General features: G+C 29.1%; 13 protein-coding genes. 8 read left to right on the top strand and 5 right to left on the bottom strand.

All coding sequences use genetic code 11. The annotated features are described in order from the left end of the window. Window positions 1-469: 469 nt before the first annotated feature. The 4 genes from topA to X924_RS02820 are packed head-to-tail and all read right to left on the bottom strand — an operon-like array spanning window position 470 to window position 5372. Window positions 470-2746: a type I DNA topoisomerase gene (gene topA / locus X924_RS02835; protein ID WP_121957443.1), complete on the bottom strand. Its 2277-nt coding sequence runs from the start codon at window positions 2744-2746 to the stop codon at window positions 470-472. Between the two features lie 38 nt (window positions 2747-2784). Further along, the gene (locus tag X924_RS02830; RefSeq protein WP_121957442.1) at window positions 2785-3861 is read right to left on the bottom strand and encodes a 3'-5' exoribonuclease YhaM family protein; all 1077 of its coding nucleotides are present in this window, start codon (window positions 3859-3861) and stop codon (window positions 2785-2787) included. Beyond that, complete coding sequence (gene alr, locus X924_RS02825; protein WP_121957441.1) at window positions 3854-4981, bottom strand: alanine racemase; 1128 nt, start codon at window positions 4979-4981, stop codon at window positions 3854-3856. Before alr ends, X924_RS02830 begins: the two co-directional genes overlap by 8 nt. Then, entirely contained in the window at window positions 4971-5372 is a 402-nt protein-coding gene (locus tag X924_RS02820) for a hypothetical protein (RefSeq protein ID WP_121957440.1), read from the bottom strand. The genes alr and X924_RS02820 overlap by 11 nt, the downstream gene beginning before the upstream one ends. Window positions 5373-6210: 838 nt before the next feature. On the opposite strand from X924_RS02820, the gene X924_RS02815 reads away from it, so the two are divergent. Beyond that, the gene (locus tag X924_RS02815; protein ID WP_121957439.1) at window positions 6211-7710 is read left to right on the top strand and encodes a carboxypeptidase M32; all 1500 of its coding nucleotides are present in this window, start codon (window positions 6211-6213) and stop codon (window positions 7708-7710) included. A gap of 29 nt (window positions 7711-7739) precedes the next feature. Here the strand turns inward: X924_RS02815 and X924_RS02810 are convergent, their stop codons facing one another. Then, window positions 7740-10118, bottom strand: a complete 2379-nt coding sequence (locus X924_RS02810) for a Lon protease family protein (RefSeq protein WP_158245290.1) — start codon at window positions 10116-10118, stop codon at window positions 7740-7742. 364 nt (window positions 10119-10482) lie between these two features. Here X924_RS02810 and X924_RS02805 point away from each other — a divergent pair, with 364 nt between their 5' ends. The 7 genes from X924_RS02805 to X924_RS02775 all read left to right on the top strand — a co-directional run bounded on the left by X924_RS02805 (window position 10483) and on the right by X924_RS02775 (window position 17277). Continuing rightward, window positions 10483-11586 (top strand): class I SAM-dependent RNA methyltransferase, encoded by a 1104-nt coding sequence (locus tag X924_RS02805; protein WP_121957437.1) that lies wholly within the window; start codon window positions 10483-10485, stop codon window positions 11584-11586. Window positions 11587-12014: 428 nt separating this feature from the next. Beyond that, the gene (locus X924_RS02800; RefSeq protein WP_121957436.1) at window positions 12015-12557 is read left to right on the top strand and encodes a folate family ECF transporter S component; all 543 of its coding nucleotides are present in this window, start codon (window positions 12015-12017) and stop codon (window positions 12555-12557) included. Continuing rightward, complete coding sequence (locus X924_RS02795; protein ID WP_121957435.1) at window positions 12550-13398, top strand: 50S ribosomal protein L11 methyltransferase; 849 nt, start codon at window positions 12550-12552, stop codon at window positions 13396-13398. Before X924_RS02800 ends, X924_RS02795 begins: the two co-directional genes overlap by 8 nt. Beyond that, on the top strand, window positions 13365-13916 hold the full coding sequence (locus X924_RS02790; RefSeq protein ID WP_121957434.1) for a DUF501 domain-containing protein: 552 nt from the start codon (window positions 13365-13367) through the stop codon (window positions 13914-13916). The genes X924_RS02795 and X924_RS02790 overlap by 34 nt, the downstream gene beginning before the upstream one ends. Next, window positions 13913-15637 carry an excinuclease ABC subunit UvrC gene (gene uvrC / locus X924_RS02785; RefSeq protein ID WP_121957433.1) on the top strand — a complete coding sequence of 575 codons (1725 nt, stop codon included), beginning with the start codon at window positions 13913-13915 and terminating at the stop codon, window positions 15635-15637. The genes X924_RS02790 and uvrC overlap by 4 nt, the downstream gene beginning before the upstream one ends. A gap of 1 nt (window position 15638) precedes the next feature. Next, window positions 15639-16418, top strand: a complete 780-nt coding sequence (locus X924_RS02780; protein WP_158245289.1) for a DUF4895 domain-containing protein — start codon at window positions 15639-15641, stop codon at window positions 16416-16418. Between the two features lie 337 nt (window positions 16419-16755). Next, window positions 16756-17277 carry a hypothetical protein gene (locus X924_RS02775; protein WP_121957431.1) on the top strand — a complete coding sequence of 174 codons (522 nt, stop codon included), beginning with the start codon at window positions 16756-16758 and terminating at the stop codon, window positions 17275-17277. Window positions 17278-17317: the final 40 nt, after the last annotated feature.

Raw genomic sequence — 17317 nt, 5'->3', positions numbered from 1 at the left:
GAAATTCTAAAACTTAAGTTTTTCGAATGTTTTAGTTTTAAATCTTTAAAAAATACCCCTGCTTCTAATCATCATTAATTTCTAATTTCTTTAACTTTTTTCGCTACGTGTAACGAAAGAGAAAAGTTGGACTCCACCCTGGATCCATTATAAATTCAAAAATTTATTTTTAGAAAATTCTTATCTTTAAAGTCTCTAAAATTCTTTCAAACATCATATTAAACTTCATATAAATATAAAATATGGTTTTATTAGAGACACCATATTTTAATATTTTGTACGTACTTGAATTTTTTTTAATTAGAAATTACTTATAATTAACTTTAATGAAAAACTAAGAATGAAATTTTTGTCATTGTAACAATATACCATGAAAAAAACTTCATATAACTATCAATTATAAAGGCATGCAAGTTTATTTTACATGTTTTTTATTATACACTGAAATTTTAAATTAGTCAATATAATGCTATTTTGATATTTCAAAATATTTTTTGTCTTTAATGCAATATAATTTTTCTTTTCCTTGATTTTGTCTATAAAATAACGTTTCTCCACATTCTGGACATTTTTGCTCGGAAGGTTCATACCAATACATATTGCCACATGAATCACATTTGAAATATGTTTTTCCTTTTTTACTTTTCAGCTTTTTTATTTCTCCTCCACAGTTTGGACATTTGCCTCGGGCGGTAACATTTTTGGTATAAGTACATTTTGGATAGTTACTGCAAGCTATAAATTCTCCAAACTTTCCATGTTTTAATACTAAATCTCCTCCGCAGACTGGGCACTTTTCTCCTATTTTGTTATCTTCTGTATTGTTTGTTACTGTTTCTTTTAAATAGTCTTTTATGTATAATTTATCTTTTATTGTTATTCCAAAGGAGTTCATAGGTATCTTTTGTGTCTCTTTGCATTCTTCACAAGATAAGTACAATCCATATCTCCCAAAATTTAGAATCATATTTTTACCACATTTTTGACAAGCTACATCACTTTCATATTTTAAAAGTAACTCTTTATTTTTTACGCTTTCTGAAGCTTTTTTTAGGAATTTTTCAAAGTTTTCATAAAATGTTTCAAGAATTTGTTTACTCTTGTTTTTCCCTTCTTCTATCTTATCTAAATCTTCTTCCATGTTAGCTGTAAATTTAACATCTACAATTTCTGGAAAAAATTTTTCTAAGAAATCTGTTACGACAAAACCTGTTGTAGTTGGTTTTAAGGTACTTTTTGAAATTTTAACTATGTATTTTCTCTCAAGTAACGTAGATATGATAGTTGCATACGTAGAAGGCCTACCTATTCCTTTTGCCTCAAGTTCTTTTATTAAAGAAGCTTCAGTATATCTATTAGGTGGATTAGTTTCTTTTTCTTCAAATTTTAGTTGATCTGAAGTAATTTCTGTCTTCTCGTTGAGTTCAAAATATGCTTCTTTTTCGCCAACGTTCCAAAAATTTTCAAATCCATCAAAAATTCTCTTCTTGGATGTAATTTCAAAAGTATATTTACCAGTGGTGTCGTCTATAGAATACTTCTTTTCCAAATATTTAGATGGAGATGACTGAGACGCCATAAACCTGTTCCATATTAGTGTATAAAGTTTTAAATGATCACCCGATATTAATTTTTTTGCTATTTGTGGGTTTATATTAACATCTGTAGGCCTAATAGCTTCGTGCGCATCTTGTACGTTACTTTTTTTGTTTTTATAAGTATAATTTCCCACATATTCTTTTCCGTAGTTTTTTTGTAAATATTCGATAGCAGCTTTTTTTGCTTCTTCTGATATTCTTGTAGAATCAGTTCTCATATAAGTAATAAAAGCTGCCTGGCCTTGTGAAGTTTCAACACCTTCATACAATTCTTGAGCTATTTTCATAACTTTAGTTGAACTCCAGTTAAACATTGATACAGCGGTTTGCTGCATAGTACTTGTTATAAAAGGTAAAGGAGGATTTTTAGAAGCTTCCTTTTCCTCAACATTCGAAACATGAAAACTTTTATCTTTCAAATACTCAAATATCTCATTCTTCTTTTTTTCATTAATACTTTGTGGCTTTATTGTTTTTCCATTTTCTTTTGTTAGTGGTATTTTCAAGTCGTTGAGTTCAAGATATATAGAAAAATATTTTTTTGGTTTAAAAGTAAATATTTTTCTTTCTTGATCAATTATTAATTTTAAAGCTGCTGATTGTACTCTACCTGCACTTGTTCGATAGTTTTTTAAAACTTTCCATACAAGCGGTGATATTTTATATCCTACTATTCTGTCTAATATTCTTCTTGCTATTTGAGCATCAACCTTTTTTAAATCTAATGTTTGTGGTTTTTTGATAGAGTTTAGTATACTATTTTTTGTTATTTCCGAAAATATTATTCTGTTTTTTTCTTTAGGATCTAAATTCAGCAATTGAGAAATATGCCAAGCAATTGCTTCTCCTTCTCTATCCATGTCTGAAGCTAATAAAACTTTTTTACCTTTTATCTCCTTTTTTATTTCGTTTATAACCTTTTCTTTATTTGGTATTATTTGGAATATAGGCTCAAAGTCATTTTCTATGTCTACCCCAAAATCTTTTTCAGGTAGATCTCTTACATGACCTTTTGAAGCTATTACTTTGTAATCTTTTCCAAGGTATCTTTCTATTGTTTTTGCTTTTGATGGAGATTCAACTATAACTACATATTTTTTGTTCCCATTTTTGCTTTGAGAGTCAGTTTTTTTTGTTGTTCTTGGCATTAAAAGAATTTACCTCCTATTTTGAATTTCTGTAAGAACTATTCAGAAAATTCGTTTCTTTCAAATTTTATCTTTCTTTCAAGTTTTTTATCGTATTCACTCCAATTAGAGTTACTGTTAACGTGCAATGTACTTCTTATGTTTTCTTTGACGTGAGCTATCTTTGAATCGATATTGTCACTATAACTCACTATCAAAGCTTCCAAAGTTTTTGGAAGAATGGGGCTTCCATATTCTATTTCTCCATGATGGGATAAAATAATATGAATTATATGTTCCAAATCGGCTTTTTTTAGATGATCACTTATTTTTTTTGACTCTTGATATACAATTTTTGTTCCCAATGGTATATGTCCTATCAATTCACCTTCTTCTGTTTTTTCAATTCCCACAGGTGTTATAGTATATTCTTCTATTTTTCCTATGTCGTGCAATAAAGACCCTGCAATTATTATATCTTTATTTATGTATATGTCTTCATCTTTTTCATATAAATTATAAATTTTTAAAGATAACTCCGTTACGTTCAAACTGTGTTCTAATAAACCACCTGAATAGGCATGATGAATGTCCATAGCTGCTGGAGATGATGAAAATAAGTCTGAAATCTTTTTGTTTTCAATAAAAATAGATATTAAAAGAGCTTTAATCCCTTTATCTTCTACTTTTTTTATATATTCAACAAGTGCAGCTTTTAAAGATTCCAGATCATTTTTTGAGTTATTTAAATATTTTTCAGGATCAACTTCCATTATGTTTAATTTTTCAACAGAATTAACATCATTGGTAATATTCAATTGTAAACGATTCTCAAACATTACTATCTTCCCTTTTATTTTTACAATATCTCCGATTTGAACTTTATTGTTGTTTTCTTCAGGATAGTACCAATCTACAGCTCTAATAGATTGAGTCTTGTCTGCTATTGTAACTAACAAAAAAAATTTATCGTTTTTGGTCTTTTGAAGTTTTTTACTTATTACTTTACCTTCAACTTCTACCTCGTCACTTAGCTTTAAATCAGCTATAAATTTAACTTTTTTTGTTTCTATTAAATTTGAATCAAAAATATTATTCCCTTTTAATATATCCTCCAATGAATAATTATCAGTCAAAATATTTTCCTCCTTTAATGTAAATTCTTTTAATTCTTTTAGAAATTCTGGAGGTAATCTCGTAGTTTATTGTTCCAGCTTTTTCTGCAAGTTCTTCTGAAGATATATTGTCGTTGCCTTGTTTACCAATTATTACTACTTCATCCCCAATTGACACTTGTGGAATTTGGGTTACATCGACAACGATTTGGTCCATAGAGATTCTTCCTAATATTTTACACCTAAAACCTTTAATTAAAACACAGGCTTTGTTAGAAAGTGTCCAAGAATATCCATCGGCGTATCCTAACGGAACAACTGCTGTTTTCATTTTTGTAGGTACTTTAAATGTTCTATTGTATCCCACTGTTTCTTGTGTATCAACAATATTAATTTTCACAACAGTGCTTTTCAATTCTAAGACAGGTTTTAATTCTTGAATTTCATATAACTTTGATGGTTGCAATCCAAACGTTGCAACACCTGGCCTAACGTAATCTAAAGAATATTCCGGGAAGAAACATGCTCCTGCACTGTTTGATATATGCCGTATTTTTATGTCTATATTTTGAGAAACTATATAATTTAAAAGCGCTATATATTTATTGTATTGTAAATTAACAAAGTTATCTTTTTCATCGGCATTTGCAAAGTGAGAATAAAAACCTTCTATTTGTATATTTTTTATTTTTATTAGATTTATTAGTTTATCAAGCTCATACTCTTTTATACCTATTCTATTTATTCCGGTGTCTACATTAATGTGAAATTTGAATTCTTTAATATCTTTTCCAAGTATATCACACGCTTTCTCCAAAAAATCGATAGAAATAATTGTAGGTCTTATATATTTGCAATAGTCTATTAATTCTATAAAATCATGCGGATCAAAGTAATTAAATATTAAAATAGGTACTTTCACATTGTTATTCAACAGTTCTATCGCTTCTTCTAAAAAAGCAACGCAAAACATATCGTATCCTTCATTTTGTGCTTCTTTGGAAAGAATCAAATTGCCATGTCCATAAGCGTCTGCTTTTAATACAGGCATTAATTTTGCTTTAGTAAAATTTTTAATGAACTCCAAATTTTTGAGGTAATTGTCAAGATTTATATACGCAGCAGTATTTCTACCTCTCATTGTTATTTTTCCCTTCTAATAAAGAAATGAGTCTGTCTTTATTTTCAATGTGTTTTGAAAGAACTATTGTTTTATCATTAGTTATGATAACAATATTTTTTGAGGTTTGAATAACTTCTTTTACAACCTCTTGAGGAAAATCATCATATTTTTCTGAAAATATAGAAGTTATAACATAAAAGGTTTTTGTGTTAGAATCATACATAATAGGATATTTCATGAATTTTCTCGTAAAGTAGAATATTGAGATAACTATTATTGCAATAAAAGTTATAGCTATAAAATCTTGGGGAAATAGATTATATATATAATTCCCTAAAATAAAAATGAAAGTGATAAAGAGTATGGGTAAAAAATATAATATTTTTGAGTATCTAAATTTGTAGATCATTTTATTCATCCCCATTAATATTTTTGAAAAGTCTTAAAAATTATACACCAAATAGGGTTAATTTATCAAATTTGTAATTGCCAAAGAGGAATGGTAGAATATATATACAGCTACGCTTAAACTTTACTAACTTATAATCTATCTAAGACATATAAAATTTGGATTTTATGATTTCTAAAGATAGCAAATCAAATTATAATTACTTTAGAAAAGAGGAATTTTATAAAAATAAGCTTTTGAATTTTAAATGGATTCAGGGCGAAGCCCTTCTCTCTTTTTCGATATGCGTATCTAAGAACTTAAAAAAATAGTTAAATTGTCAAAATTAGAATTGCATAAGTATTTTATAAATAAAGATTTTAGAAAATAAGCTTTTGAGTTTAAAACGGGTTCAGGGCGGAGCCCTCTCCCCCTCTTTCGCTACATGTAGCAAAAAGGTTAAAGGAATTAGTAATTAATGAGAATTAAATAGATACTTTAGAAATGATGATTTTTAGAAAATAAGCTTTTGAATTTAAAACGGGTCCAGGGCACAGCCCTCTCCCCCTTCCTTGACTACAAGTGCCGAAAAAGGTAGAGAAATTAGGAATTAATGAGGATTAAATAGATACTTTAGAAATGATGATTTTAGAAAATAAGCTTTTGAATTTAAAACGGGTTCAGGGCGGAGCCCTCGCTTCTTTCTTTGGTAAAAATGCCCAAAAAGTTAAAAAAATTCATAGTTATCAAGTATTAGAGTTTTAGAGATATCTTAAAAAATTTAAAACTAAAATATTAATAAAACCTAAATTTTAAAATTTCTAAAGTGGGTAAAATCAATAAATATAGGAGGTAAAATATGGATAAATTAACAGAATTTAAAGAGTTTCTTGCAAAAATTTCACGATATATGCAGGCTGTGTCTCTGATGCAATGGGATTTAGAGACGTATGCCCCTAAAATGGCTGTGGAATATAGATCGAAAGCCATGGGAGAATTGTCTGAGTTGTATTTTAGATCATATGTTTCTGATAAAACTGAAAAATTTCTTGAAGAACTTTCTAAAAAAGAAGTTTATGATAATTTAGATCAAGTTGGTAAGGCATTGGTAAAAGTCACAAAAGAAGATTATGAAAAAATGAAAAAAATTCCTCCAGAACTTATCAGAAAACTTACTGAGACTACTACTAAAGCAAATTCTGCTTGGAAAGAGGCAAGAGAAAAAGCTGAATTTTTCATTTTTGAACCATTGTTAGAAGAAATCGTTTCTTTGACAAAAGAGGTCGCTGAAAAATTAGGTTATCAGGAAAATAGATACGATGCCTTGTTAGATTTATATGAACCTGGTCTAAAAACAAAAAAGTTAAAGGACACGATAGATTATTTAAAGAAAAACATGTTGCCTTTTATTGACGAACTTTTTGAAAAAGGTAAAGAACCACGGTCGGATTTCTTTGAAGGAAATTTCAGCATTGAAAAACAGAAAGAACTTTCAAAGGAAGCATTAAAGTTCATGAAATTTGATTTCAATACTGGAAGAATGGATATTTCTGCTCATCCTTTTACTACAAAGATTGGCCCAAGAGATGTTAGAGTTACTACAAGATTTAGTGAAAAAGATATTAGATATTCTTTATTTTCTACTATACATGAAGGTGGCCACGCTTTATACGAATTGCATATTCCAGAAATTTTCTTTGAAACACCTTTGGATGAAGGTGCATCAATGGCGGTTCACGAATCGCAATCGAGATTTTGGGAAAATATAATAGGCCGGGGACCTGATTTTTGGGTATACTTTTCTAAGAAGCTTAAAGAAATTTTCCCTGATTTTGAAAATGTTTCAAGCATGGAGTTATATAAAGCCGTCAATATAGTTAAAAAATCCTTTGTAAGAACCGACGCTGATGAAGTTACTTATAATTTTCATATAATGCTCAGATTTGAAATAGAAGAAGCTCTTATAAACGATAGGATAAAAGTGAAGGAATTACCAAGTATTTGGAATGAAAAGATGAATGAATATTTTGGAATGGTTCCTCCCAACGATGCTTTAGGTGTTTTACAGGATGTTCATTGGTCTAATGGGTCTTTTGGATATTTTCCATCTTATATGTTAGGAAACCTTTATGCTGCTCAGTTTTTCAATAAACTAAAAAAGGACGTTACAGATTATAATACACAATTGGGAGAAGGAAATGCAACAGGCGTCTTGAACTGGCTAGTAGAAAATGTTCATAAATATGGAAAGATGTATAAACCAGAAGAATTGTTGGAAAAAATAACTGGAGAAACACTTAATCCCAAATATTTTGTTGATTATATAAAAGAGAAATTTTCTGATATATACGAATTGTAAAAAAATAAGGGGTAAGACCCCTTATTTTTTTAATTATTTTCTTTTTCTTCTTTGTTTTTCTTGTTTTCTTCTTCTTTTGCTAACTTTTTCAGATTTTCACATACATAATAATAAAAAGTGCCTTCTTCATATTCTCCATGTTCGTTTGGTTTTCCAGCTTTATAGTTTGTCATCAATTCAACAGCTTCATCGATATGTTCGATAGCCCAAATATGGAATTTTTCATTTTTGATATCTTCGTTTATTTCGTCTTTTAACACAATATTGTCTATGTTTCTACTGGGTATAATGACTCCTTGATAGCCTGTAAAGCCTAATTTTTTACAGCTTTCATAAAATCCTTCTATCTTTTCTATTATTCCACCAACTGGTAACACTTCTCCATTTTGATTCATGGATCCCGTTATTGCAACATTTTGTTTTAAAGGAATATTAGCTATTGAAGACATTAATGCAAGCGTCTCCGCAACAGTGGCACTATCTCCTTCTATTATAGAATAGACTTGTTCAAAATTCAAAGAAACACCAAAACCGCTTAGTATAAAAGAAGAAAATTTATGTTTAAAATAATTTTCAATGATAAGTGAAGATTTTTTGTATATCTTTCCACTGAGGTCTATATCTCTGTGTATGTTGATTATTTTTTCCGACGAAGATCTGTAACTTTTAGCTGTGATTTTTACTGGATGTCCAAAAGAGAAATCTCCTGTATTCAAAACAGTCAAACCATTTATTTGACCTACTTCTGAACCATCGACTTTGATATCAATCTTTTTTTCTTCTATTGCGTTAAATACTTTATTTTTGTAGAACGAATGCATCTTTTCTTTGAAGCTTATAGTATCTTTTATGTCTTTTGCTGAAATGTAATAACTTTCTGGATTTTTCCTAGAAAAATGATAAGCATCTATTATAATATTTTTTAAATCACCTAATTTTAAAGAGAATTTTTTGTTGCTTTCATTTATTCTACAAGCATATTTTATCAATTCGTTGACTGCATCCTTAGTGAGATGTGAAAGATCATTTTCTTCAACTGTGTTACTTATAAAAGCCAAAAATCTGTTTAAGTTTTCTTCTACAAGCTCTGATTCGTAATCAAATTGAGATTTTATTGGGAATAATTTTTCAAATTCACTATCATATGCTCTTATCAAATTATATATCCAATCTTCCCCTATCAGTATAACTTGAACGTTTGTTGATAAAGGTTCTGGATCTAAGGTTTCAACACTCGAATATCCTTCCGCAGACTGGACATTTTCTATTTTCACTTCTTTTTCAGAAAGCACTCTTTTTAGTACTTCCCATGAATAAGGTTTCCTTAATATTTTTTCGGCTTCTAAGATTAAATAACCACCGTTAGCTTTGTGGAAAGAACCAGCTTTTATCATTGTGAAATCTGTTTGAAGGAATCCCATTTGAGAATAGTATTCTATCTTTCCTACTAAATTTGAATACGTTGGATTATCTTCGATGATAACTGGAGCACCTTGTAAGTAAGAATTATCGACTAGGATATTAACGTTATATCGTTTTTCTTTAAGGAGTCTAATAAGATTTTGATTATCAGAAGTTAATTGTAAAAGATGAGAAGCCATATCTTCTTTTAATTTTTGGAGATATTCAAAGACATCTGAATATTTTATATACTTTCTTTCTATGGATTCGAACAATTTTGTTAAACTAAAAGACGCCCAATATCTACGTAAATTTTGAACCTCTTCCCAATACTCTTTATCTAATTCTGTTATTTTGGACATAGTTCTTTCAATGAGTTGCATTAATTTTTCCGAATTTTGCCTAAAATATTCTTTAATTTCGTCAGGAAGAGCTTCAAACTCTTGGGCGCTTAGTCTTTTTCCGTTGTATATAGGAACAGAAATTATGCCTTTTTCAGAAGCTTCTAATATAAACCCAAGATTTTGAGCTTCTTTTCTTAAATCTGACCATAGTTTTTCCCGTTGGTTATTGTATTCTTTTTCTAAAGAACTGAGGCGGTTTTGATATTCTTCTGTGTTCATGGTTTTGTTTAGAACTTGTATTGAAGAATCTATAATTGCCTGTAATTCTGATTTAAAGTTTTTTGCTTGACTTGCTGGTAATTTTAGCAGCTTTGGTTTTCTTTCATCTTCAAAATTAAAAACATATATTAAATCTTGTGGAATTTTTTTTGTTAGAGCAATTCTTTCAACGATCTTATTAGTCATGCTTCTCCTCCCACTACCAGAAGGCCCAACGATGAAAACATTATTTGAGTTGTTAGAACTTTCTAAAGCGAATTGAATTATGTCACAGGCTTCACTTTGAATAGTATAATCTTGGTAAGAACCTATCTTTATTTCTTGAGTACTCTCGATTTTAAAATCAGGGATTTTTATTTGGTAGTCATCTACTTTTAATTTCATTTCATAACCTCCTAAGTTTTTATACATTACTCACATTATAAATTCTAAAACCAAATTTTATCAATAGCTTAGCGTTTAACTTTTTATATGATACCCCACTGTTGGAAATGCTCGTATAGAACTTCTCTAAATGCCTTCGATACGTATAGTGAAAGAAAGGGATTCACCCTAAGGCACATTTATAAATTCAAGCGGGTATTTAAAGATGATTAATATTTTAAGTTTATAAACTTTTCTTATTTTTATTATATCACTGTTTTACTTTAAAATTAGTACATTACTTAATTATGGTATAATAATTAATAATATTAATCAAAAATAAATATTAATCAAAAATATAAATTCGGTGGTGAGTATTTTTAGAATGAATCAAGAAATAGAACTAATAGCTTTGTGCCCTTCAGGATTAGAAGGCGCAGCGTCATTAGAGATAAAAAACAATAATTACAAAATTATAGATTCAACTGCTGGAAAGGTAACTTTTGTAGCTGACTTCAAAGATATCCCAAATATATTGACTAAATTTAAAACGATTGATAGGGTTTTGATAAAAATAAAACAATTTGAAGCTTATACTTTTGACGAATTATTTGACCATGTGTACAGTATAAATTGGAGTGATTATATTGGTAAAAGTGGGAAAATAGTTGTTGAAAAACTTAAAATTAACAATTCTAAGATTTCTGCGACAGGTGCAGTTGCTTCTGTCATACTAAAAGCAGTTTATGAAAGTTTGAAACAGGGGGATAAAAAAACATATTATAGTGAAGATAGCGATATAATTTATCCTCTATATGTGTATCTAAAAGAAGATGTCGTTACAATCTGTTTGGATACAGTTTATAAAGAATCTTTAGCTAGAAGAGGATACAGAATCAATCATCTTTCAACTTCTTTAAGAGAAACAATTGCTGCAAGTTTAATAGTTTTGTCTCGCTGGAGCCCAGATTATAAATTAGTAGATCCTTTTTGTGGAAGTGGAACTATTCCCATTGAAGCTGCACTAATGGCTTCAAATTACACTCCAAAAAGAACGTATGCCTGCGAAAAGTGGGATATTTTTAAGAATATGGGAGAGATTTTTAATAAAAACTTCTCTAAAAACAATATTGATTACAGTATTTATGGTTATGATAAAAGTTACAAAGCTATAGAAATGGCAAAGGCAAACGCTGAATTGGCAAATGTAAAGATCTATTTTGAGAAGAGAGCTATGGAATCTTTGCAACCATCTAATGAACGTATTTATTTTATCTCAAATTTGCCATACGGTATAAATTTACCAGATAATATACAAGATACCTACAAAAAGATGAGGCATTTGCCACGATCATTTCCAAACGGGAGGTTTTTCTTTATAACTCCAGAAGCTAATTTTGAAGAATATTTCGGAGAAAAAGCGGATAAGAAATTTCGTTTTCAAAATAATGGAATATGGGTATGGTTTTATATGTTTTATAGTGAATAGCTGTAGAATCGACCATTTTGGGTACCTCCAGCGTAAACGATCTATATGGACGTTTTTATAAGGACTTTAGAAATGATAATTTTCAGAAAATAAGCTTTTGAATTTAAAATGGGTTCAGGGCGGAGCCCTTTTCCATTTCTTCGGTACAAGTACCGAAAAGCTAAAGAAATAAACAATTGGTCAAAATTAGATAAAGACTTTAGAAATGAAGCGTTTTTAAAAGTAAGGTTTTGAATTTAAAATGGGTCCAGGGCGGAGCCCTCTCCCCATTCCTTGACTACAAGTGCCGAAAAAGGTAAAGAAATTAGGAATTAGTAAGTATTAGAAGTGAGGAGGTGTTTTGTAAAAAAAATCAGCTCTAAAACATACATATAATAAGAATTTTAAAATTTCTAAAGTGAGTAATCAAACAAGTCAAGGAGGTATATATGAGAAAGAACCGCACTTATATCTTGATATTGAATTCTCTTTTTGTAGTTCTTTCGATTCTTTTAACACGATTGCTTTCTATAAGAATCCCTATAGGAAATGTCGAAGTTATTAGATTTGGTTTTGGTACCATACCTATTTATTTATCTTCTTTTTTATTTGGGCCACTTAGTGGAACAATAGTAGGAGTTTTTGAAGATTTATTAGGCTATTGGATTAATCCTATAGGACCTTTTTTGCCTCAGTTTACTCTAACTAAAGCATTATACGGTTTACTTCCGGGTTTAGTATTTAAATATGGTTTCAAAAAGAAAATGACTTACTGGACACTTGCTATTTCTTGTATGATGGGAGAAATAGTAGGAATAACATTAACTCCTTTCTTTATAAATAAATCATTTGGTGTTCCTTATGTAGTTTTAATGCCTCCGAGGTTAGGGGGATTTGCAGTTTTGTTCTTTCTAAATCCTTTTATTATCAAACTTTTGTTAACGCGAATACCTCAATTGAAAAAACTTATGGAGGAAAGCGTCAATGGATAAATATCATGAATATATATTTGAAATAGATAAAAAAAGTGAAGAAAGATTGATAGACTATTTTATTGAAAAAAACTTTAACTCTTATTATATTGAAAACGATATTGAGAATTCTAAAAATTATCTGCGTATTTACTTCAAAGAAGGTTTTGAAGACAAAGAAATGTTAGAATTTCTTTCTAAATTTAATGGAAAGTTGATTTCCAATATTAAGATTGAAGAAAAACAATGGTTGGAACAATGGATAAAAAGTATAAAAGTTTTTGAATTTATAGAAGGTGTTTGGGTTAATCCTTTTGAGGACAAGATAGTTGAAAAACCAGGTCTTGTTTTAAATGTAATTCCGGGAAGTGCTTTTGGTACTGGATTGCATATTACTACTAAGTTAGCAGCTAAATTTTTAAAGGAAATTGATTGTGAAGATAAGAGAGTTTTAGATGTTGGCACTGGAAGTGGGATATTATCAGTCTTATCGAAAAAACTGGGTGCAAAGTATGTTTGTGCTTTAGATTACGATCCTTTAGCGGTGGAAAAAGCCAAAGAGACTTTCAAAATAAACAACGTAGATGTAGATATTAGGCAGTCAGATTTGTTGAGCGCGATTGATGAGAATGAGAGGTTTGATATCTTAGTTTCAAATATAGTTGCAGAGGTTTTAATCGATTTAATGAAGGATCCAAAGTTTAATAAAATATTAGCAACAAAAGCAAATGTGGTTTTTTCTGGTATAATAGACAGTAAAGAAAAGGTACTATTAGATCAAGCAAAAAGAAATAAATTGGAATTAAAAAGAAGATTGGAGGACGGTTCGTGGGTTTCTCTATGGTTTCAAAAGAAGATTTAAAAATAGTTGAGCATCAATTGGAAAGAGAAATTAATAATATGCAAAATGTTGTAAAAAGATGTAAATATGGCTACCCACAAGTTATACAAAGTTTTCCTATCAAAGAAAAGAAACCTTTTCCAACACTTTATTGGTTAACGTGTCCGTTTTTGAGTGAAGAAGTTTCAAAATTAGAGTCTCATCATAAAATAAAAGAAGTAGAAGATATGATTCAAAATAACAAAGAATTAAAAAGACAAATGCATGAACTACATACAAAAGAAATAGAAAAAAGATTAAATATATTAGGCGAGAATATAAAATTCTTGCCTCAAAATATTCAAAAAAAACTAAAAGAAACAGGAATTGGTGGAACAAAAGATTTCTCTAAAGTTAAGTGCTTTCATATGCATTATGCTTGTTTTTTAGTAGATGAAGAGAATCCTATTGGAGAAATGATAGACCATTGGATTGGTAAAAGAAATTGTGAAAATGAGAGATGTGAAGTACTTATTCTTAGAGGTGAGAATCAGAGTTGATAGAAAGAGAAATAGTAAAAAACATCCCAAGGAAACCCGGAGTATATTTGTTCAAAGATAATAAAGGGACACCCATTTATATAGGTAAAGCAAAAAATCTAAAAAATCGTGTTTCTTCTTACTTTAATAAGAGTAATTATATTGGGAATGAAAAAACGTTGAGTTTATTAGAAGAAGCTACAAATTTAGATTATATTGTTACGTCAAATGAAAGTCAAGCGTTTATTTTAGAAGCAAATTTTATATATACTCACAAACCCAAATATAATATAATGCTTAAGGATACCAGAGTTTATCCTTATATATTGGTTACAGATGAAAAATATCCAAAAATAAAATACGTTCGAACGAAAAAAGAAGAGAAAGGCAAGTACTTTGGTCCATATCCAGATGTTAGATTTGTAAAAGATGTAATTGAGGTTTTACAGAGTGTATATAAGATTAGAAGTTGTGACAGAGATCTAACGCGTAAAAGTAAACCATGTTTTTTATATCATCTGGGAAGATGCTATGGACCGTGTTATAATGATGTAGATGAAAATTTATATAATGAATCAGTAAATAAAGTTTTAGCCTTTTTAGCAGGAGATTTGAGTGAAGTTAAAAATTATTTGGAAAAAATGATGAAAGAATATGCTCAGATAAAAAACTATGAAAAAGCTGCTCAAATGAGAGATACTTTGTTTAAATTGAAAAGCCTGTTTGACGAAATAGCTGTAGAATATAAAAACGGTAAAAACATAGATATTATAATGTATGAGTCACCTGTTTACGTTGTTCTTAGAGTAAGGAAAGGTTATTTGATTTCTAAACTTTCTTTCACTTTAGAAGGGAATTTGGAAGACTTTTTGTATCAATATTATATAGTTAGAAAGAATGAACCTCCTACTACTATATATACATTGTATGAAGAGAAAGTTTCTGAAGAAATAACAAACTATTTGAAAGAACAAGGCTTGAAGAAAATAGAGAAAATTGGTAAAGGATCAAAGCTATACGAAATAGGTTTTAAAAATCTCGAAGAAGAAATAAATAGACAGAGCGATTTGAGTAGTTCTTTAAAACTTGCTAAAGAAATACTTTCTTTGAAGAAGTTACCAAGAATAATAGAAGGTATAGACATATCTCATTTACAAGGATTGTACACTGTTGCATCGCTTGTTTATTTTGAAGACGGAAGACCAAAAAAAGAAAATTATAGAAAATATAGACTCGATAATATAAAAGAACCCGATGACTTTGAAAGTATAAGAACAGTGATAAGAAGAAGATACCAAAAAAACAGTTTACCAGATCTACTCTTTATAGATGGGGGTAAAGGTCAGGTTAACTCAGCTGTCGAGGCTTTGAAAGATATCGGTTACACATTGAACGATGTAGATGTTATAGGAATAGCTAAAGAAGATGAAAGAATCGTTTTTCCGGGAGAAATACAAGATTTACATCTTCCTTTGGATCATCCTGTACTGAGACTTTTAATATACGTTAGAGATGAAACACACAGATTTGCAATCGGTTTTAACAGGAATTTAAGAAGTAAGAGATTTGAAAGAACAAAATTAGATGAAATTCCCGGTGTTGGTCCCAAAAGGAAAAAGGAACTTATACAGCATTTTGGAGGTATAAGAAAGATCAGGGAAGCTTCAACACAGGACATAGCAAAGGTAGTTAAGAGTCAAAAAATAGCTGAAAGAATAAAACAAACCTTAGGGGAGAATTAGGTTGGAAGAATTAGTGGATTTTGCAAAAAATTACCTTGAAAAATATCAAAATTTGCTAGCGGATGAATTTCAACATTTCTTTTTTGGCTGTGTTTACGATAAAAGAGATGATTTTCCCATTTATACTATATTAATTGATAAGGAAGGAAGAAACCTTGAAGTTATAGGACCGGATTTACCAAGTAAAGTGATGAGTGTTCTTTATCCTACAGTATATTTGAATTCTGATTTTTTAAAAGAAAAATATATTAAATTTGCTGAATCGTACAAAAAAGTAGTTGATCCTGAACTTTCTTTTGGCATTGTGCAAACTCCATTTAAGCTTTCTGCTTACAGAGTATGTGGTGATGAAAGAGTTATCAAAAAACTTATCTTTTCTGAAAAATTAAAGGGGCAAAAATATCTATCCTTAAGTTTAGATATCGAAGAAGAGACTTTTAACTTTATTGTTCAACACTTTAAAAAATGGAAAGATCAAGTATTTTATTTTCCTTATATGAACAATATACATGTTGTTTTTAAATGTCCTGACAGAATAGAAAGTTCAAAAGTTTCTATATATATTGAAATAGGTAGATTTCTTAAAGATAAAACATTAAAAAAATATAATTTTTTGGAAAATTCATATAAACTTCCTGAAATGAAAGTAAAAGATCCTGCTATAGCTGTTTTTAAAGTACCAGCAGATAAAATTTTAGAAATCGATTTTCAACAACTTTATAAAAATTTTATCGAAAAAATCGAGGAAATAGTTGAGAAAATAGAAAAAATTGAAATATAATTTTAGAACCGAATTTTTTATTAGAAACGTACTATAGATACGTTTCTAATAAAAATAGGAAACACCTACATAGGATGTCTCTACGCTCTGAAATTTAGGCTGTGAATAAAAATTTTGTATTTTTCAAAATAATGTGTTGAACTTATATTGGGTCCAGGGCGGAGCCCTCCCTACTCTCTTTCACTACACGTAGCGAAGAAGTTAAAAAAATTAAGAATTAGTAAAGATTAGAATTGGGAAGATATTTTGTAAAAAAGTCAACACTAAAACATACATATAATAAGAATTTTACGATTTCTAAAGTGAGTAAAATTTATACTTTAGCAGGAGGAAAAAAATGAAAGTTAATATAAATGACTATTATGCAAAGAATGATTCAAAAGTACAAAGTACTAAAGTAAAAAAAGTCAATAAAAAACATCATCCTAGCATAGAGCTCTTTTTTGGTACTTTAAATGTAATTGTAGCTTCGATTATCATACTTGCTGCGTTGGTTCTGAAGTTTTTGGGTCCAATATTAAATCAATTACTCAATTACGATTTTCCTTTTAATACAAATCCGTTAATATTTTTATCTACTATTTTATTAATTTTAGGTGTTTTATTAGAATTATATTCTTTAGAAAAGGCTAAAGATAATGATCGTAAAGTTTTTGCACTAATTATTTTTTTCTTTTCATTTTTTATGGTTTTTTCCATCACTTTTGTGATAATAAAATACTCTTTTAACTGGCTTGGTAGTCAATTATTTGGATTTACAGAAATAGGAATGAACAGGTTATTTTATATTCCAACAATAGTCTATTTAATATACTCATTTTTTATAGTTTATTACTCATTTTCTTTGATAAGAGATTAAAAAATTTAAAGAACAAAAGCTTTGGGATTTTAAAAAGAGC

Source organism: Petrotoga sp. 9PWA.NaAc.5.4, from assembly GCF_002895485.1.
GTDB lineage: Bacteria > Thermotogota > Thermotogae > Petrotogales > Petrotogaceae > AZRK01.
The sequence above is the reverse complement of the archived record's forward strand: the minus strand, read 5'-3'. Positions and strand labels throughout refer to the sequence as shown.

Excerpts from the sequence above, each read along its gene's own strand:
- topA (WP_121957443.1), bottom strand. The coding sequence starts at position 2,746 with ATGCCAAGAACAACAAAAAAAACTGACTCTCAAAGCAAAAATGGGAAC.
- alr (WP_121957441.1), bottom strand. The coding sequence starts at position 4,981 with ATGAGAGGTAGAAATACTGCTGCGTATATAAATCTTGACAATTACCTC.
- X924_RS02820 (WP_121957440.1), bottom strand. The coding sequence starts at position 5,372 with ATGATCTACAAATTTAGATACTCAAAAATATTATATTTTTTACCCATA.
- X924_RS02815 (WP_121957439.1), top strand. The coding sequence starts at position 6,211 with ATGGATAAATTAACAGAATTTAAAGAGTTTCTTGCAAAAATTTCACGA.
- X924_RS02810 (WP_158245290.1), bottom strand. The coding sequence starts at position 10,118 with ATGAAATTAAAAGTAGATGACTACCAAATAAAAATCCCTGATTTTAAA.
- X924_RS02805 (WP_121957437.1), top strand. The coding sequence starts at position 10,483 with ATGAATCAAGAAATAGAACTAATAGCTTTGTGCCCTTCAGGATTAGAA.
- X924_RS02800 (WP_121957436.1), top strand. The coding sequence starts at position 12,015 with ATGAGAAAGAACCGCACTTATATCTTGATATTGAATTCTCTTTTTGTA.
- X924_RS02795 (WP_121957435.1), top strand. The coding sequence starts at position 12,550 with ATGGATAAATATCATGAATATATATTTGAAATAGATAAAAAAAGTGAA.
- X924_RS02775 (WP_121957431.1), top strand. The coding sequence starts at position 16,756 with ATGAAAGTTAATATAAATGACTATTATGCAAAGAATGATTCAAAAGTA.